This window comes from Mycobacterium yunnanensis, from assembly GCF_025823185.1.
Taxonomy (GTDB): Bacteria; Actinomycetota; Actinomycetes; order Mycobacteriales; family Mycobacteriaceae; genus Mycobacterium; species Mycobacterium yunnanensis.
Map to the genome: position 1 here is coordinate 176,459 of NZ_JACKVK010000001.1, position 15,930 is coordinate 192,388.

Below are 15,930 nucleotides of genomic sequence, written 5' to 3' on the forward strand. Positions count from 1 at the left end.
GTGAGGATGGGTTCTGGAAGCAATGACCGACAACGGGATGACAGTGACGACACCGAACCCAGCCGGCGCGGGATCGGGCGAAGTGATCGCTTCGCCCCTTCCCGCACCGGAACCCATCTCCACCAACCCGTCCAAGGGCGCCAAGGTGCGCCTGGGAGACCGCATATTCGGCGGTCTGGCGCAGGGTGCCGGCGTCGCCATCGTCGTCCTGATCGCGGCGATCGCGGTGTTCTTGATCTGGCGCGCGGTCCCCGCGCTGAGCCGTAACGAGGCGAACTTCTTCACCTACGGCGGCAACTGGATCACCACGGACACCTCGAAGATGCAGTTCGGCATCCTCGACTTGATTCAGGTGACGGTGTTCGTCTCGGTGTTCGCGTTGGTGCTGGCGATGCCCGTGGCGCTGGGGATCGCGATCTTCCTCACCCAGTACTCGCCGCGGCGACTCTCCGGTCCGCTGGCCTACGTGGTGGATCTGCTGGCGGCGGTGCCCTCGATCGTCTACGGCGTGTGGGGCCTCTACGTGCTGGCCCCCGTGCTCAAGCCGTTCGCCGTGTGGCTCAACCAGAACTTGGATTGGCTGTTCCTGTTCAAGACGGGTACGGCGTCGGTGGCCGGCGGCGGCACGATCTTCACGGCGGGCATCGTGCTCGCTGTGATGATCCTGCCGATCATCACCGCGGTCGCCCGAGAGGTGTTCATCCAGACCCCCCGCGGACAGATCGAGGCCGCCCTCGCGCTCGGCGCCACGCGCTGGGAGGTCGTCAGGACGACGGTCCTGCCGTTCGGGCTGTCGGGCTACATCAGCGGTGCCATGCTCGGCCTCGGCCGGGCGCTTGGCGAGACCATCGCCCTGCTCATCATCCTGCGCGGCACGCAGTCGGCGTTCGGCTGGTCGCTCTTCGACGGCGGCTACACCTTCGCCAGCAAGATCGCCTCGGCGGCAAGCGAATTCAACGACCAATACAAGGCAGGCGCCTACATTGCGGCGGGCCTGGTGCTGTTCATCCTCACGTTCGTGGTGAACTCGCTGGCCCGTGCCGCGGTCGCCGGAAGGGGCGCGAAGTCGTGACCTCGACACTCGACAAGCCCGTAAAAGCGCCGACGTTCCAGGGCGTCAGCGCCAAGCGGAAGCTGACCAACAACGTGGCGACCGTGCTGGTCTCGGCTTCAGTGCTCATCGCCCTGGTGCCGCTGGTGTGGGTGCTGTACTCGGTGATCAGCAAGGGATTCGCCGCGGTGACCTCGTCGGTGTGGTTCACCAACTCTCAGGCGGGAACCACGGCGTTCTCACCCGGTGGCGGCGTCTACCACGCGGTGATGGGCACGCTGCTGCAAGGACTGGTGTGCTCGCTGATCTCGATTCCTGTCGGCGTGATGGTCGCGGTCTACCTCGTCGAGTACGGCGGCGGCACGCGGCTGGGCCGCGTCACCACGTTCATGGTCGACATCCTCACCGGTGTGCCGTCGATCGTGGCGGCGCTGTTCATCTACGCGCTGTGGGTGGCGACGCTGGGCTTCGAGCGCTCCGGATTCGCGGTGTCGCTGGCGCTCGTGCTGCTGATGATCCCGGTCATCGTGCGGGCCACCGAGGAAATGTTGCGAATCGTCCCCATGGATCTTCGCGAGGCGAGTTACGCACTCGGCGTACCGAAGTGGAAGACCATCGTGCGGATCGTCATTCCGACCGCGCTCTCGGGCATCGTCACCGGCATCATGCTCGCGCTGGCCCGCGTGATGGGCGAAACCGCGCCGCTGCTGATCCTGGTGGGCTACGCGGCGTCGATCAACTTCGACATGTTCGGCGGATTCATGGGCTCGCTGCCCGGCATGATGTACGACCAGATCTCCGCAGGCGCCGGGGCCAACCCGATTCCCACCGACCGTCTTTGGGGCGCGGCCCTGACCTTGGTGTTGCTGATCGCCATCCTCAACGTCGCGGCGCGCCTGGTCGCAAAGATCTTCTCTCCCAAGAAAGTGTAGGAGCATTCCGTGGCCAAACGCCTGGACCTCAAAGACGTCAACATCTACTACGGGTCGTTCCACGCCGTGGCCGACGTGGCGCTGTCGGTGCAGCCGCGCAGTGTGACGGCATTCATCGGGCCGTCGGGCTGTGGCAAGTCGACGGTGCTGCGCACCCTGAACCGCATGCACGAGGTGATCCCCGGCGCGCGCGTCGAAGGCTCGGTGCTGCTCGACGGCGAGGACATCTACGGCGCGGGCGTCGACCCCGTCGGGGTGCGCAAGACCATCGGCATGGTGTTTCAGCGGCCAAACCCGTTCCCCACCATGTCGATTCGCGACAACGTCGTGGCTGGGCTGAAGCTGCAGGGCCGTCACAGCAAGAAGGCGCTCGACGAGGTCGCCGAGCAGTCCCTCAAGGGCGCCAACCTGTGGAACGAGGTCAAGGACCGGCTGGACAAGCCCGGCGGCGGGCTCTCGGGCGGGCAGCAGCAGCGACTCTGCATCGCCCGGGCAATCGCCGTGCAGCCCGACGTACTGCTCATGGACGAGCCGTGCTCGGCGCTCGACCCGATCTCGACGCTGGCCATCGAGGATCTCATCTCCGAGCTCAAGCAGGACTTCACGATCGTGATCGTCACGCACAACATGCAGCAGGCCGCCCGAGTCAGCGATCAGACCGCGTTCTTCAATCTCGAGGCGACGGGCAAGCCCGGCAAACTGATCGAGATCGACGACACGGAGAAGATCTTCTCCAACCCCACGCAGAAGGCGACCGAGGACTACATCTCGGGCCGCTTCGGCTAGTCGCGTTTCAGGGCACCAGGACGACGCGGGTGCCCGACGGTTCCTTGGCCGTCCACAGACGTTCGACGTCGGCCAGCGGCTTGGGTTGAACCTCGAGGTGTAGGTCACCGGCGGCGACCATGTCGAACAGCTTCGGAAGTGCCTCGGACCGGATGTGGGCGAGCACCTCTGGTGGCGCACTTCCGAGGCCGACGCCACTGAGGATGATGCCTGCGCTGCGCAGGATGCCTGCCGGCAGGGTGATGTCCAGTCCGGTGATCGACCCGATCTGCACGAACCGTGTCTCGTAGTAGGGCGCGGAGAGCTCGCTGGCGCCGAGCGCGGCGAGCACCTGCTCTGCCGTCTTGCCCCACAGGTAGTCCAGGACCGCGTCGAAGGGCCGCTCTGCGTGCAGGGTGGCCGCCCGGGCGCGTAGGTCCTCCTCGCCGAGAGCGATGACGTCGTCGGCGCCGACGGTGCGCAACCACTCCAGCCGGGCGGTGTCGCGGCCCGCGACGACCACCCGACCGGCGCCAAACGCCGACTTGGCCAGCTGGACTGCCGTCGACCCGGTGACGCCGGTGGCGCCGAGCACCAAGACGTGGGCACCCGGCTTGATCGCGGCCGCGTGCTGAAGCGACATCCACGCCGAGACGCCCGGATTGGGGATGGCGGCTGCGGTGACGGAGTCGACGTGGTCGGGCACCACCACGGCGCCCTGCGGGTCGACGAGGGTGCGTTCGGCCATCATCCCGTAGGGCTTGAGCGCGCCGGTGTAGACGCGGGTGCCGTCCTCGAGACGGGCGACGCCGTCCACGCCCGGGATGGCGGGTAGCTGAATTTGCTTGCTGGCGTAGTGCTTTCCGGACATCAGGCCCTTGGTGAGGTTGGTCAGCGCCGACGCCTCGACCGTCGCGACGACGCCGCCGCCGGTGACGTCGGGCTCGGGCTGGTCGGCGTACACCGGCGCCGCACCCCACTCGTGGACCACTGCTGCCTTCATCACGGCTCCTTCGTTTCCCCCGATATGGTTTCTATGGAAACAATGTACGACGCCGCCCACCCGATGGCAAGATGGTTTCCGTGAAAACCAAGTCCGCACTGGTCGAGGAAGTCGTCGGACTGCTCGCCGCGGTGGGGGACAAGTTCGACGTCGAGATGACCGGCGGCGAGGACGACGACGCCGAACGCGACTTCATGGCCCGCCTGTGCCCGCCCCGGTTGAGCGCGGCGGTTCGCGGCCTACCGACGTTGTCGTTGCATCTTCTCGCCGCGATCGCCGACGGGCCCGTCAGCGTCGTCGGCCTGGCGGCCCGCTCCGGGCAACTGAAGGGGACGGTGTCCAAGCACGTCCAACGACTGGTCGACGCTCATCTCGTCACCCGCAGGCCCATCCCCGGCAACCGCAAGGAGGTCGAATTGGTGCTGACGCGCGACGGGGAACACGTCGCCGAGGCGCATCGGCGCCTGCACGACGAGATGGACCACGGCCGCCAGGACTTCCTCGCCGCCTACGGCAACGCCGAACTCCACGTACTGGCTAAGGTGCTGCGGGACTTGCTGGCGGCCACCAAGGTGGGGGTTCGCATCACCCGTCAGTGAGGCGCGGGGACCACTTCCTCGTCGGGGAAGCGGCCGGTCACCTGGAAGATCACGCGACGGGCGACCTCGACCGCATGGTCGGCGAAACGCTCGTAGAACCGGCTCAGCAGGGTCACGTCGACCGCGGCGACCACGCCGTGGCGCCACTCGCGATCCATCAGCACGGAGAACAGGTGACGGTGGAGGTCGTCCATCGCGTCGTCCTCTTCGCGGATGCGGGCAGCCTTTTGCGGGTCCCGGCTGACCAGCACCTCCTGGGCGCTGTTGCCGAGTTCGACTGCAAGACGGCCCATTTCGGCGAAGTAACCGTTGACTTCCTCCGGCAGGACGTGCTGGGGATGGCGACGCCGGGCGATCTTCGCGACGTGCAGTGCCAGCGCTCCCATCCGGTCGACGTCGGCCACGATCTGAATCGAGCTGACGATCGCGCGGAGATCGCCCGCCACGGGGGCCTGCAACGCCAGGAGGACGAAGGCCGCCTCTTCGGCGCGCGCACTCATCGCGGCGATCTGTTCGTGATCGGTGATGACCTGCTCGGCGAGGACGAGATCGGCCTGGAGCAAGGACTGGGTGGCACGCTCCATGGCCACACCGGCAAGGCCGCACATCTCACCGAGCTGGTCGGTCAACGAGGCCAGTTGCTCGTGGTAGGCGGTACGCATGTACCAAGCCTACGGGTAGGTCGACGCCGTCGTCACGACCTCACGGGTGAACGAAAGGTGAATGCCACCTGCCGCAATGCCCGTTCGACCGCGTCACTCGCAGGTGGTGTCCGCGGCATTGGTGACGGTCAGGTCCTCGGGGAGATGGGATTTCTCGGCGCTGCGATCGTGCACGACGTGGACCTGGACCGAGGACCCGCTCGGGGACGGCGCGTTGACGGCGTTGAAGTCCGAACCGAGCACCACTCGGACCACGTTGCCCATGCCGGAGACCCGCTCGATCGGGGGGATCGCGGGGGAGGCGAACGACGAGGCGACGGTCGCGGCGGCCTGCTCGTTGCCCGAGGAGAAGAACACCGTCGTGGAGTCCAGGGGGCCGGGGTAGTCGTCGGGGGTGTCGACGTTGAACCCGTGCTGCTGCAGGTCGCTCGCGGCGGTGGACGCGAGGCCGTCCTCCCCGGTCGAGTTGGACACGCGCACGGTGATGTCGCCGGGGCTGGTGGTGACGGCGTCGACGAGTTCGCCGGTGTTGTCCGCCACCGGCGGCGGTGGCACGACGGCCTCGGGCTTGTCGGCCAGCGTGGGTCCGACGGTCTTCTCCTCCGGAAGTGGATCGTCGTTGATGATCGCGTCGAAGAGGCTGCGCATGTCGTCGGTGCGGGGCACCTCGTTGCCGTACTCGTCGGCATAGCCGACCGTCGGCACCGTGACGAACGTGATGCGTCCGACGTTGACGCCCTGCACGGACTGACCGAGGTCGACGAGGTCCTTGGTCTGGATGTTGTCGACGTAGCTGTCGTTGATGAACAGGTTCACCACGTTGTTGAGCTTGCTGAGCGAGAAGAACGTGTCCTTGGAGATCAGCGAACGCAGCAGCGACGACAGGAACAGCTGTTGGCGCTTGATGCGGCCGTAGTCGCCGTTGGTCTCGGTGGTCACTTGCCGCGCGCGGACGTACTGCAGCGCGGTGTGCCCGTCGACGATCTGTCGGCCGGCATTGGGCAAGACCGTCCCCAGCTCGTAGTCCTCGAGCGGCGTGGTGGAACAGACCTCGACGCCGCCGAGTGCGTCGACCATCTTGGAGAAGCCGGCGAAGTCGACGGCCATGAACCGATTCACCGACAGACCTGAAAGCTTCTGGATGACCTTCACGAGGCACTTCGGGCCGCCGACCGCGTAGGCCGAATTCAACTTGGTCTCGGTGTAGACCTTGTCCATGCCGTAGACGGGGGAATCCGGGTCGGTGGCCGGACCGTAGGTGCTGGTCGTGGGGTCCCAGTGCTCGCACTGCATGGGAGTGATGGACAAATCGCGCGGGAACGACACGGCGACAACGCGTTTGCGATTGGCCGGGATGTTGACCAGCATGATCGTGTCCGACCGGGCGCCGGCTGCGTCGTCGGTGGTGCCCGCACCCATGTCGCTGTTCTGCCCGAGGCGACTGTCGGTGCCGACGATGAGGAAGTTCTCGTCGCCGAACTGCGCGCCGGGGTCGACGATGTCGCGGGAGTTCGGGTCGAGCGCGGCCACCTTGTTGAGGCTTTTGTCCTTGGACGCCTGCCACTGCCAGGCGGCGCCGGTCAGCGCCAACGCGAGGACCGCGATGAGCGCCGCGGCGACCCTGCCCATCACCATCGCCGTGTGGCGACCGCGGTGCGAGGACGTCGTGACGGGGGTCGGGGTGACGCCGTCGATCCGCTCCGGTGTCGCGGGTTCCCTGGCCAGGCCCGTCAGGTCGGGCAATTCGGAGGCGTGGGCCGGGACGACGGGAATGACGGTGGTGTCGTCTCCGGGGACGGCGTCGGGGGCGTCGTCGTAGGCCACGTCGTCGTCGTGGCCGGACTGTTCGTCGGCCTCGGACTCGGCGTCGACTTCTGGTTCGGGCGCGGGCTCGGGGTGCGTGCCGGTGATCTTGGCGATCAGGTCGGCGACGGTGACGCCGTCGGTGTGGTTGCCTGCCGGCGCGTCGGATGGGGTCTGGGAACGCTCCCACGGCGCGGCGCCTGGCGCCGGCCGCGTCGATCGGGTAATCCAGTCGTTGACGCGTTTCTCGTCACCGGACGAGGCGTCGTCGGGTCCGCTCCGTTGCCGACGACCGGGAGCGGCGTTGTCGCCGTCACTCATGTCCTGTCGGCCTCCGACCGTGTGTATCGGTGCGTTCGTGCGCACCGATCGAACTCGTCTGCTTCTAGTCTTCTAGCAGCACGACAGGGGCTTGGCCACTCGAAGCCAGTCGGAACCCGTCATGGTGGTTTCCCATCGTACTGAGACAACCCGATGTCGAGCCAGTCCGAGACGGTGTCGGTGGCGTCTCGAAGACGTCTCGCACGGGCGTCGGTTCAGCCCCCGGAGTGCATAACGTCGGCCCCCGAGGGCACCGTGCAGTCATCCGGGTCGCCGAGCCAGCCCTCGGGTAGGGACACCGATCCCGGGGAACCTTGTCGTCCGCGCGGACCCTCGGCAGCAGGCGGAAACGGCACGTCGGGATCCAGCTGGCCGAGCAGTTCGTCGAGCTCGTCGAGCGTCTTGACCAACGCCAGCGCACGGCGCAGATCGGCGCCGGCGGGGAACCCGTGCAGGTACCAGGCGACGTGCTTGCGGATGTCGCGCATGCCCTTGTCCTCGCCGAAGTGCGCAGCGAGGAGCTGCCCGTGACGACGGGCGATGTCGGCGACCTCGCCGAGGGTGGGCGGCACCGGGGCCTCGACGCCGTTGAACGCCGCCGACAGCTCGGCGAACAGCCACGGCCGACCAAGGCAGCCGCGGCCGATGACGACTCCGTCGCACCCGGTCTCGGCCATCATCTTCAGGGCGTCGTCGGCGACGAAGATGTCGCCGTTGCCCAGCACGGGGATGTCGGTGACGTGTTGCTTGAGCTCGGCGATCTGGTTCCAGTCGGCCGTGCCGGAGTAGCGCTGTGCCGCGGTGCGGGCGTGCAGTGCAACCGCCGCCGCGCCCTCGGCGGCGGCAATGCGGCCGGCGTCGAGGTGGGTGTGGTGGTCGTCGTCGATGCCGATGCGGAATTTCACGGTGACCGGGATCCTGGTGCCGGCCGTGGCGCGTACCGCAGCGGCCACGATCTGGCCGAACAGCTTGCGCTTGTAGGGCAGCGCCGCACCGCCCCCGCGACGGGTGACCTTGGGGACCGGGCAGCCGAAGTTCATGTCGATGTGATCGGCCATGTCCTCGTCGACGATCATCTTCGCCGCGGCGTAGGTGGTGGCTGGGTCGACGGTGTAGAGCTGCAGCGACCGCGGCGACTCCTCGGGACCGAACGTCGTCATGTGCAGCGTGCTCTCGTTGCGTTCGACGAGCGCACGAGCCGTGACCATCTCGCAGACGTACAGGCCGCTGACGGTGCCCGCTCTGGCCAGCTCGAGCTCGCGGCACAGGGTGCGGAACGCCACGTTGGTGACCCCGGCCATGGGCGCGAGGACGACGGGGCTGCGCAACGCGATCGGCCCGATCTTGATCCCGGGGCCGGGAACGGATCGGGCCGATACGGGTGCGTCGGTCAGGACGCTGATGACGTCACCAACAAGTTCTTCATTTCCTTCTTCTCCGCCATCTTGCGCTCGCGCTCGAGCCGGCGCTCCTTGGCGACCTCGAACTTCTGGCAGGTCTCCTCGAGTTCGTCGACGAGCTTGCCGAGGTCGTCGCGCATCTCGGCGGCCTCGCCGGTGAAGTCCTCACGCTCGAAGATGCGCCACTTCTTGAGCACGGGCATCACGACGTCGTCGAGGTGGATGCGCGGGTCGTAGACGCCGCCGACGGCGATGACGACGGCCTTGCGGCGGAACTCGGGAACGGTGTAACCGGGCATCTTGAAATTGCGCAGCACCCGGTGCAGCGACTTCATCGCCTGGTTGGGCGCGAAGTCCAGACCGGCCGCGCTGACGTCGCGGTAGAAGATCATGTGCAGGTTCTCGTCGGCCGAAACGCGTTGCAGCAGTTGGTCGGCGACCGTCTCGTTGCACGCCTTGCCGGTGTTGCGGTGCGAGACGCGCGTGGCGAGTTCCTGGAAGGTGACGTAGATGACCGAGTCGAAGAGGCTTTCGGCGAACATCTCGCCCTGCGGGCCCTGGCCGGGGCTGAAGCCGCGGGTGACCTGCTCGACGCGCAGCTCCTCGAGCTCGAGGGGGTCGATGGCGCGAGTGACGACGAGATAGTCGCGCAGCGCGATGCCGTGCCGGTTCTCCTCGGCGGTCCACCGGTTGACCCAGTAACCCCACGGGCCGTCCATGCTGAAGTTCATGGCGATCTCGCGGTGGTAGGACGGCAGGTTGTCCTCGGTGAGCAGGTTCTGCAGCATCGAGACCTGCGCGACCTCGGAGAGCTTGGACTGCTCGGGATCCCAGTCTTGCCCGCCGAGGGCGTAGTAGTTCTTGCCGTCGGACCACGGAATGTAGTCATGCGGGTTCCAGTCCTTGCGCATGCGCATGTGGCGGTTGATGTTCTGCTCCACCACTGGCTCGAGTTCGTGTAGCAGCTGCAGGTCGGTCAACTCGGTCGACATGAACCCTCCCAGTTATCTGTACCCGTTGGTTGCACTCAATATATCTGTGTCCCCCGGTGACATCAAGTTCCTCGACCGCAGTGTCATCACGTCGTTATCAAGACTCACAGGCAATCCGGAGGCAAGGGTAGTATTCGCGGCAGAAACATCCCCGCTGGCAAACGACGTATCCGCGACCGCGCGCCCGTTGACGACGAAAGGTCACCTCACGTGAACAAGTTCTTGGTTGCCGGAGTCGGTGCATTGGGTTCGGCGGCGGTGGCGTTGAGCCTCGGCGGAGGCATCGCCGGGGCCGACAGCGGCGTCGTCGGGCAAACCTATGCCGACGCCAAGGCGACTCTCAGTCAGCAGGGCACGTCGGCCGTCGTGACGTCGACCGTTGGGGATCGCAAGGATTGGGACCAGTGCATCGTCACCAGTGCGACCCCGGCCTCGGGTATCGACGGGTTCGGCAACCAGGCCAACAAGCAGATGAACGTCAACCTGAACTGCTATGCCAAGTACTCGACCAAGCTGTGGCCCGGCTTCTCGCTGCAAAGCCCCGAGGGTCAGAAGATCTACCAGGCCGACCTGGCAGCAAAGAAGCAGCGCGAGGCTCAGGAAGCGGCGGCCGCGCAGCAGTCCGAGGATGATCAGCTGGCCGTCGCGGGCGGCGAGTAAACCGCTCCGAGGCCCCCGAATTCGACGCCTCCCGTCTATTGACGGGAGCCGCTGCGCTGCGGCACATGCGGCTGTAATATCCCGGCGAGCAGGCTGTGACTCCGCGGATAGATAGGGCTAGAAGTGAAGAAGCTCATCGTTGTTGGTTCTGGCGCCATTGGCGCGTTGGCAGTGTCGGCGCTTCTCGGCGGTGGGGTGGCCTCGGCCGATTCCTACGCGGGTCAGAAGTATTCCGATGCGTCGTCCGCCGCGAGTGATGCGGGCCAGACGGTCGTCGTCGCGGCTCGCACCGGAGACAAGCTCTCCGAGAGCGACTGCATCGTCGACCGGTCGCAGACCGCCCCGTTCGCCAGCGCCAACGACGGTGCCCACGTGTCCAACACCGTGCAGTTCTACCTGAACTGCAACGGCGGTTACGCCACCGCGACGACGCCCGGTCTGTCGCAGGGCAGCGAAGAGGGTCGCGCGGCGAAGTCGGCGGCCGACGAAGAAGAGGCCAAGGCCCAGGCCCAGGCGCAGGCCGCGCAGGACGCAACCGACGAATTGGCCGGTGACGGCCAGTCGCCCGGCGCTCCCGGCGAGTAACTAATGGTGTGACGACGCCCGGCTGAGCAGCATGTCGACGCAGTAGTCGATGAACTGCTCCCGGGTGGCGTCGAGTCGCCCATTCAGATAGGCCGTGAACAAGGCCGTCAGTGCACCGACGAGTCCGGTGGCGACCATGGCTTGGACCGCCGGATCGGTGATGCGCGTCAGCTTGTGCTGAAGCAGCTCGATGAAGCTCGGCATCCATTCCGCGCCCGACTTGGTGAGCACGGGTTCCCGCTCGGGGGCGATCAACAGCACGCGACCCCGGATCGGATCGTCGACCATCAGCGCGACGAAACGCTCCACGGCGTCGCGCGGTGTGGTCGACGACGTCAACGTGGTCATGGCCGTGCTGCACACGTGGTCGTACACCGCGCGCACGAAGTCGTCGCGGTCGTCGAAGCTTTCGTAGAAGTAGCGCTCGGTCAGGCCGGCCGCCCGGCACACGCCGCGTACGGTCAGCGATCCGCCGCCCTCGCCGCCGAGCACCTCCACACCGGCGGTGATGAGCTCGTCGCGCCGAAGCGTCTGCCGGTCCCGCAGGGGGACACCGGACCAGCGGCCCCGTCGTTGACCGGAAGGCACATCACTCCTAGACTCATTATGACAACGCGCGTAGTCAAACCGCGCCGGCTCCAGGGAAAGGTCCCCAGGTGACCCAAGATACGTCCGAGACGTGTCCAGTGACCAGCGGGCAGCCCATCGGCTGCCCGGTGTCGCCCGGGGGATACGACGCCCCGCCGGTGCCGCTCGGTCCCGACTCCCTGACGTGGAAGTACTTCGGTGACTGGCGAGGCCTCCTGCAGGGCCCGTGGGCCGGTTCGATGCAGAACATGCATCCCCAGCTTGGCGCCGCCGTCGAGGAGCATTCGACGTTCTTCCGCGAGCGGTGGCCCCGGCTGCTGAGGTCGCTCTACCCGATCGGCGGCGTCGTGTTCGACACCGACCGGGCGCCCCGCACCGGCGCCGAGGTTCGTGACTACCACACCGACATCAAAGGCGTTGACGCGCAAGGCCGTCGGTACCACGCGCTCAATCCCGAGGTCTTCTACTGGGCGCACTCCACGTTCTTCGTGGGGACCCTCATCGTCGCGGAACGGCTGTGCGGCGGCATCACCGAGGCCGAAAAGCGCCAGCTGTTCGACGAGCACGTCCAGTGGTACCGGATGTACGGCATGAGCATGCGCCCGGTGCCCAACACGTGGGAGGAGTTCCAGACCTATTGGGATCACATGTGCCGCAACGTGTTGGAGAACAACTACGCCGCGCGCGCAGTGCTCGACCTGACCGACCTACCCAAGCCGCCGTGGGCCGAGAAGATGCCCGACTGGATGTGGCGTCAGCAACGGAAGCTGGTGGCACCGTTCTTCGTATGGTTCACCGTGGGTCTCTACGATCCGCCCGTCCGAGACCTGATGGGCTACACGTGGACCGACCGAGACGAGTGGGTGCACCGTCGCCTTGGGCGACTCGTGGGCGCCGCATTCTCGTTGCTGCCCAAGCGCGCTCGCATGCATCCGCGGGCGCGCGCCGGCTGGGATCGCGTCACGGGACGCAACGCCCCTGATGCGCCGCTGCCCGAGACGCCGGCACGCAACCTGCCCCCTCTCGACGAGCGGGACAACCCGATGCACTACTGCCCGGTGGTGTGAGCGCTCGGGCGTTGCGGTCAGTGCGAGCAGAGCCCGGCCGCGGTCTCCTCGGCGATGAGCTGGGGGAGCGGCTGGCCTAGCCGGGCGGCGAAGTCGTCGGTCGCCTGCATGTTCCACCGGCCGTCTTCGTAGACCATGCCCCGGGACTTCTCCACGCCCTGAATCTTCATGACGACGACGGCCTCACCGTCTTCCAAGCGGAGCCCGCGGACGCTGATGCGTGCGCCGGGCTTCTTGCAGGTCTCGTAGAACGTCACGAAGTCCCGCTGGCTGATGCCGGCTCGGACGTCGGACTCCATGTGCTCCCAGACGCCGGCGTAGTCCCCGGCAGTGAAACGGTCGATGTTGGCCTGCGCGGCGGCCGTGGCGGCAGCCAGGGTCTCGGGAACGTCGGACGGCCCGGCGTCTTGGTTGGAGGTGGCGGGCCGGACGACCGAGGACCCGGATGCGCCGTGCGCGGGACCGCACGCTGCGCATGCGATCGAGACGATCACCGCCGCCCCGAACGCCGCCACCGACTTCATGGCGGAAAGGGTATCCGGGTTGGAGCGTCGGCGGGGGTCCAAGCGCTCACCTCGTCGACCGAATCAGCCCCACTGACGGCGGCCGCGCGCCGCCCAGTAGTCGGCGGGATCCTCCGCCGCGGCCTCCAGCGCATCGGCCACATCGGTCGGCAACGCGAAGTCGGCACCCGCGACGTGAGACCGAACCTGGAGCGGAGTAGCCGCCCCGGAGAGCACCCGAGGCGACCACGGCTGACGGTAGGCGGCGGCAAGGGCGAGCTGGTCGAGACCGATCCCGAGATCGGCGGCCACGCGCGACGCCAATTCGACGCCGGGCGCGACGTCGGTGCTGCCGGGGGCCAACCGGCCATTGGCGAAGACCTCCTTCACGACGACGGCCATGCCCTCGGCACGAGCTTCGGAAAGTGCTGAGCCGGCCGATGTCTCGAGCAGGTTCCAGGTCGACTGGACGGAGGTGAACAAGCGCCGGCCGCCGGCCTCGATCGCCGTGGCCGCTCGAACGACGTCGGCCTGCCGCGGGCCGGAGGTGGACAATCCGATGCGAAGCCCGCCGTCACGGACGTCGGCGAGCGCGCGGTGGAGCTCCCGGTCGGCGAGCACCGGGCTGTCGGGCGTCACCGAGTGCACCTGATAGAGGTCGACCCGGTCGCCGAGGATCTGCTTGGTCTCGGCCAGCTGACGCGTGAACGCGTCGAGGGAATGGTCCTTCACCTCGTGCACGTCGGCGGTCATCTGCCAGTCGCCCACGTAGCGGTAGCCCCACTTGGACGCGACCTCGACGTCCTCGATCTCGGGGCGGGAGGCGAGCCAATGGGCCAGGAACTGCTCGGCCAGACCATACGACCGGGCGACGTCGACGTATCGGATGCCGGACGAGTAGGCGGCGTCGAGCACGTCGGCGGTACGGTCCCGCATCTCGTCGACCGACCGTGCCGCACCGACGTCGTCGGCGCGACCGCTGGTGATGTAGGCGGGCCGCCCCAGGGCGGCGAGCCCCAGACCCAACCGCACGGTCTGGTCGTTCGTCATTTGGCGTCCTCCGTGACGACGGTGTCGGCGCCGCGGCCCACCGGCTGACGAGAACCTGGTGCCCCCACCAGGGCTCGAACCTGGGACCTGCGGATTAAAAGTCCGTAGCTCTACCAACTGAGCTATAGGGGCGTGGTGAGTCAGGATACTTGGCGGCCCCGCAGCGGTCGCCGGGGGCGGGACGGGGACCCAAGTTTGAGGAAATGGGGGTCGGTAACCTAAGCTATCGAAGCTCCCAACGCTCCGGCGTTGAGAGTCCCCGAAGAGATTCGGCTTTGGCCCCCATCGTTTAGCGGCCTAGGACGCCGCCCTTTCACGGCGGTAGCACGGGTTCGAATCCCGTTGGGGGTACGACGCAACGGCGGCGACGTCGGAGCAGCAGGAAGAGCAAGGCCCTGTGGCGCAGTTGGTTAGCGCGCCGCCCTGTCACGGCGGAGGTCGCGGGTTCGAGTCCCGTCAGGGTCGCCAAACGGCGAGGCAAGGAAGTGCGTGCCGTCCCGGCCAGGTAGCTCAGTTGGTACGAGCGTCCGCCTGAAAAGCGGAAGGTCGCCGGTTCGATCCCGGCCCTGGCCACCACACCGTCATCGCCAGAGATGACGTCTTTTTCTCAGGCGCTTCTATGACCCGCCTCGATACACATCCTTTGTTACGCTTCCGTCGATTTTCAGTGCCTCGATCCATCGAGGCGAAGGACGCCCCGCGGAGGTAGGAATGGTCGGTTCGCTGGTCGAGTCCGATCCCCCTGGCGTGGGATCGGCCATCGAGAGCGCGCTGACGTTCACCGACCCTGCCGGCGGCATGGAACGGCTCCTGCTCGCGGTTCAGGAACTCTCTCTGGCCCAGGAACTCGCGGACGTGCTGCGCGTCGTGCGCACGTCGGCTCGCGAGATCCTCGGGTGCGACGGCGCCACCATCGTGTTGCGGGACAACGACACGTGCTTCTACGCCGACGAGAATGCCATTGGCCGCCTGTGGAAGGGGAGCAGATTTCCGGTCGACGGGTGCATCGGCGGATGGGCCATGCTTCACCGGGAGGCAGTGGTCATCCCCGACGTGTTTCAGGACGACCGCATCCCGCACGCGGTGTACCGCACCACGTTCGTCAAGAGTCTGGTGATGGTCCCCATTCGGCGATTGGAACCGGTTGGGGCGATCGGCGTCTATTGGGCCCACGAGCGGATGCCGTCGGCTCAGGAGGTGTCGCTGCTGCAGGGGCTCGCCGATTCGACGTCGGTGGCTATGGCGCACGTCCAGACGATCTCCGAACTCGAACAGCGGGTGCGAGAGCGTACGGCCGAACTTAGGAGCGCCAACGACGAGATCCGACGGCTCTCGCTGACCGACGAGTTGACCGGATTGCACAACCTGCGGGGATTCAACGTGGAGGGCCAGGCGACCTTGAGCGCGGCGCGCGACCGCGGCCGTGACTGCCTTCTGGCCTTCCTCGACGTCGACGGCCTGAAGAAGGTCAACGACGAACAGGGGCATGACGCCGGCGACGAGGTGATTGCCGACGTCGCCCGGACGTTGCGCTCGGTCCTGGGGCCCGCTGCCATCGTGGCCCGCACAGGGGGTGACGAATTCTGCATCCTGGTCACCGAGGCCGAAGAGTGCTCCGACGTCCTCAAAGCGCGGTTGACGGAGTCGTTCCGCGCTCTCGACGAGGCCGCAGACCGCCGACACCACCTGTCGGTCAGCGTGGGCGTGGTGCGCGTCGCCGCCGGGGACTGCCGGACGTTGCAGGAGTTGGTGGCCCAGGCCGATGAGTTGATGTACGCGGACAAGAAGGCCAAATTAGCCACGCAGATCGAGGTCTGACGGCGCCCACCGAAATGGTCTGCACCGGTCGATTCGTCGCCACCGTCCTGGTCGCGTCGTTCCGTGGCGCGCGGGTCGACTTCGCCGACCTGCACGCCCGGTACCCGCAGATCGGGTGGCAGTCGTTCCAA

Annotated in this window: 16 protein-coding genes and 4 tRNA genes; 11 read left to right on the forward strand and 9 right to left on the reverse strand. The window is 67.0% G+C overall.

What is annotated here, in order from left to right:
- The first annotated feature begins 22 nt into the window (after nucleotides 1-22).
- Genes pstC through pstB form a run of 3 tightly spaced genes read left to right on the forward strand, consistent with a single transcriptional unit; the run spans nucleotide 23 to nucleotide 2,769 of the window.
- Entirely contained in the window at nucleotides 23-1,072 is a 1,050-nt protein-coding gene (gene pstC, locus H7K45_RS00910; protein WP_263993822.1) for a phosphate ABC transporter permease subunit PstC, read from the forward strand.
- Nucleotides 1,069-1,983 carry a phosphate ABC transporter permease PstA gene (gene pstA / locus H7K45_RS00915; protein ID WP_263993823.1) on the forward strand — a complete coding sequence of 305 codons (915 nt, stop codon included), beginning with the start codon at nucleotides 1,069-1,071 and terminating at the stop codon, nucleotides 1,981-1,983. The genes pstC and pstA overlap by 4 nt, the downstream gene beginning before the upstream one ends.
- A gap of 9 nt (nucleotides 1,984-1,992) precedes the next feature.
- Complete coding sequence (pstB, locus tag H7K45_RS00920) at nucleotides 1,993-2,769, forward strand: phosphate ABC transporter ATP-binding protein PstB (RefSeq protein ID WP_263993824.1); 777 nt, start codon at nucleotides 1,993-1,995, stop codon at nucleotides 2,767-2,769.
- A 7-nt stretch (nucleotides 2,770-2,776) separates the two neighbouring features.
- On the opposite strand, the gene H7K45_RS00925 is transcribed toward pstB, so the two are convergent.
- The gene (locus H7K45_RS00925; RefSeq protein WP_263993825.1) at nucleotides 2,777-3,751 is read right to left on the reverse strand and encodes a quinone oxidoreductase family protein; all 975 of its coding nucleotides are present in this window, start codon (nucleotides 3,749-3,751) and stop codon (nucleotides 2,777-2,779) included.
- Between the two features lie 80 nt (nucleotides 3,752-3,831).
- Between H7K45_RS00925 and H7K45_RS00930 the strand changes: the two genes are divergently transcribed.
- A complete protein-coding gene (locus H7K45_RS00930; RefSeq protein WP_263993826.1) occupies nucleotides 3,832-4,350 on the forward strand; it encodes a MarR family winged helix-turn-helix transcriptional regulator in 519 nt (172 codons plus the stop codon).
- Here the strand turns inward: H7K45_RS00930 and phoU are convergent.
- From phoU to H7K45_RS00950, 4 genes are all read right to left on the reverse strand, one after another.
- Nucleotides 4,344-5,012 carry a phosphate signaling complex protein PhoU gene (gene phoU, locus H7K45_RS00935; protein WP_263993827.1) on the reverse strand — a complete coding sequence of 223 codons (669 nt, stop codon included), beginning with the start codon at nucleotides 5,010-5,012 and terminating at the stop codon, nucleotides 4,344-4,346. The two genes, H7K45_RS00930 and phoU, sit on opposite strands and share 7 nt — an antisense overlap.
- A 93-nt stretch (nucleotides 5,013-5,105) precedes the next feature.
- Complete coding sequence (locus H7K45_RS00940) at nucleotides 5,106-7,136, reverse strand: LCP family protein (RefSeq protein WP_263993828.1); 2,031 nt, start codon at nucleotides 7,134-7,136, stop codon at nucleotides 5,106-5,108.
- 215 nt (nucleotides 7,137-7,351) lie between these two features.
- Nucleotides 7,352-8,485, reverse strand: a complete 1,134-nt coding sequence (gene dusB, locus H7K45_RS00945; RefSeq protein WP_263994228.1) for a tRNA dihydrouridine synthase DusB — start codon at nucleotides 8,483-8,485, stop codon at nucleotides 7,352-7,354.
- A gap of 41 nt (nucleotides 8,486-8,526) precedes the next feature.
- Entirely contained in the window at nucleotides 8,527-9,528 is a 1,002-nt protein-coding gene (locus tag H7K45_RS00950) for an acyl-ACP desaturase (protein ID WP_263993830.1), read from the reverse strand.
- Nucleotides 9,529-9,738: 210 nt separating this feature from the next.
- Between H7K45_RS00950 and H7K45_RS00955 the strand changes: the two genes are divergently transcribed.
- Nucleotides 9,739-10,188 (forward strand): hypothetical protein, encoded by a 450-nt coding sequence (locus H7K45_RS00955; RefSeq protein ID WP_263993831.1) that lies wholly within the window; start codon nucleotides 9,739-9,741, stop codon nucleotides 10,186-10,188.
- A gap of 123 nt (nucleotides 10,189-10,311) precedes the next feature.
- Nucleotides 10,312-10,773 (forward strand): hypothetical protein, encoded by a 462-nt coding sequence (locus H7K45_RS00960; protein WP_263993832.1) that lies wholly within the window; start codon nucleotides 10,312-10,314, stop codon nucleotides 10,771-10,773.
- On the opposite strand, the gene H7K45_RS00965 is transcribed toward H7K45_RS00960, so the two are convergent.
- Entirely contained in the window at nucleotides 10,774-11,361 is a 588-nt protein-coding gene (locus H7K45_RS00965; RefSeq protein ID WP_263993833.1) for a TetR/AcrR family transcriptional regulator, read from the reverse strand.
- A 68-nt stretch (nucleotides 11,362-11,429) separates the two neighbouring features.
- Between H7K45_RS00965 and H7K45_RS00970 the strand changes: the two genes are divergently transcribed.
- The gene (locus tag H7K45_RS00970) at nucleotides 11,430-12,428 is read left to right on the forward strand and encodes an oxygenase MpaB family protein (protein ID WP_263993834.1); all 999 of its coding nucleotides are present in this window, start codon (nucleotides 11,430-11,432) and stop codon (nucleotides 12,426-12,428) included.
- Nucleotides 12,429-12,445: 17 nt separating this feature from the next.
- Here the strand turns inward: H7K45_RS00970 and H7K45_RS00975 are convergent, their stop codons facing one another.
- The 3 genes from H7K45_RS00975 to H7K45_RS00985 all read right to left on the reverse strand — a co-directional run bounded on the left by H7K45_RS00975 (nucleotide 12,446) and on the right by H7K45_RS00985 (nucleotide 14,113).
- Complete coding sequence (locus H7K45_RS00975; protein ID WP_263993835.1) at nucleotides 12,446-12,952, reverse strand: hypothetical protein; 507 nt, start codon at nucleotides 12,950-12,952, stop codon at nucleotides 12,446-12,448.
- A 63-nt stretch (nucleotides 12,953-13,015) separates the two neighbouring features.
- Nucleotides 13,016-13,981 (reverse strand): aldo/keto reductase, encoded by a 966-nt coding sequence (locus tag H7K45_RS00980; RefSeq protein WP_263993836.1) that lies wholly within the window; start codon nucleotides 13,979-13,981, stop codon nucleotides 13,016-13,018.
- A 56-nt stretch (nucleotides 13,982-14,037) separates the two neighbouring features.
- A tRNA-Lys gene (locus H7K45_RS00985) sits at nucleotides 14,038-14,113 on the reverse strand.
- Between the two features lie 146 nt (nucleotides 14,114-14,259).
- Here H7K45_RS00985 and H7K45_RS00990 point away from each other — a divergent pair.
- From H7K45_RS00990 to H7K45_RS01005, 4 genes are all read left to right on the forward strand, one after another.
- Nucleotides 14,260-14,332, forward strand: a tRNA-Glu gene (locus H7K45_RS00990).
- A 40-nt stretch (nucleotides 14,333-14,372) separates the two neighbouring features.
- A tRNA-Asp gene (locus H7K45_RS00995) sits at nucleotides 14,373-14,449 on the forward strand.
- Nucleotides 14,450-14,480: 31 nt separating this feature from the next.
- Nucleotides 14,481-14,557 (forward strand) — tRNA-Phe (locus tag H7K45_RS01000).
- A gap of 135 nt (nucleotides 14,558-14,692) precedes the next feature.
- A complete protein-coding gene (locus H7K45_RS01005; RefSeq protein ID WP_372512478.1) occupies nucleotides 14,693-15,799 on the forward strand; it encodes a GGDEF domain-containing protein in 1,107 nt (368 codons plus the stop codon).
- Nucleotides 15,800-15,930 lie beyond the last annotated feature (131 nt).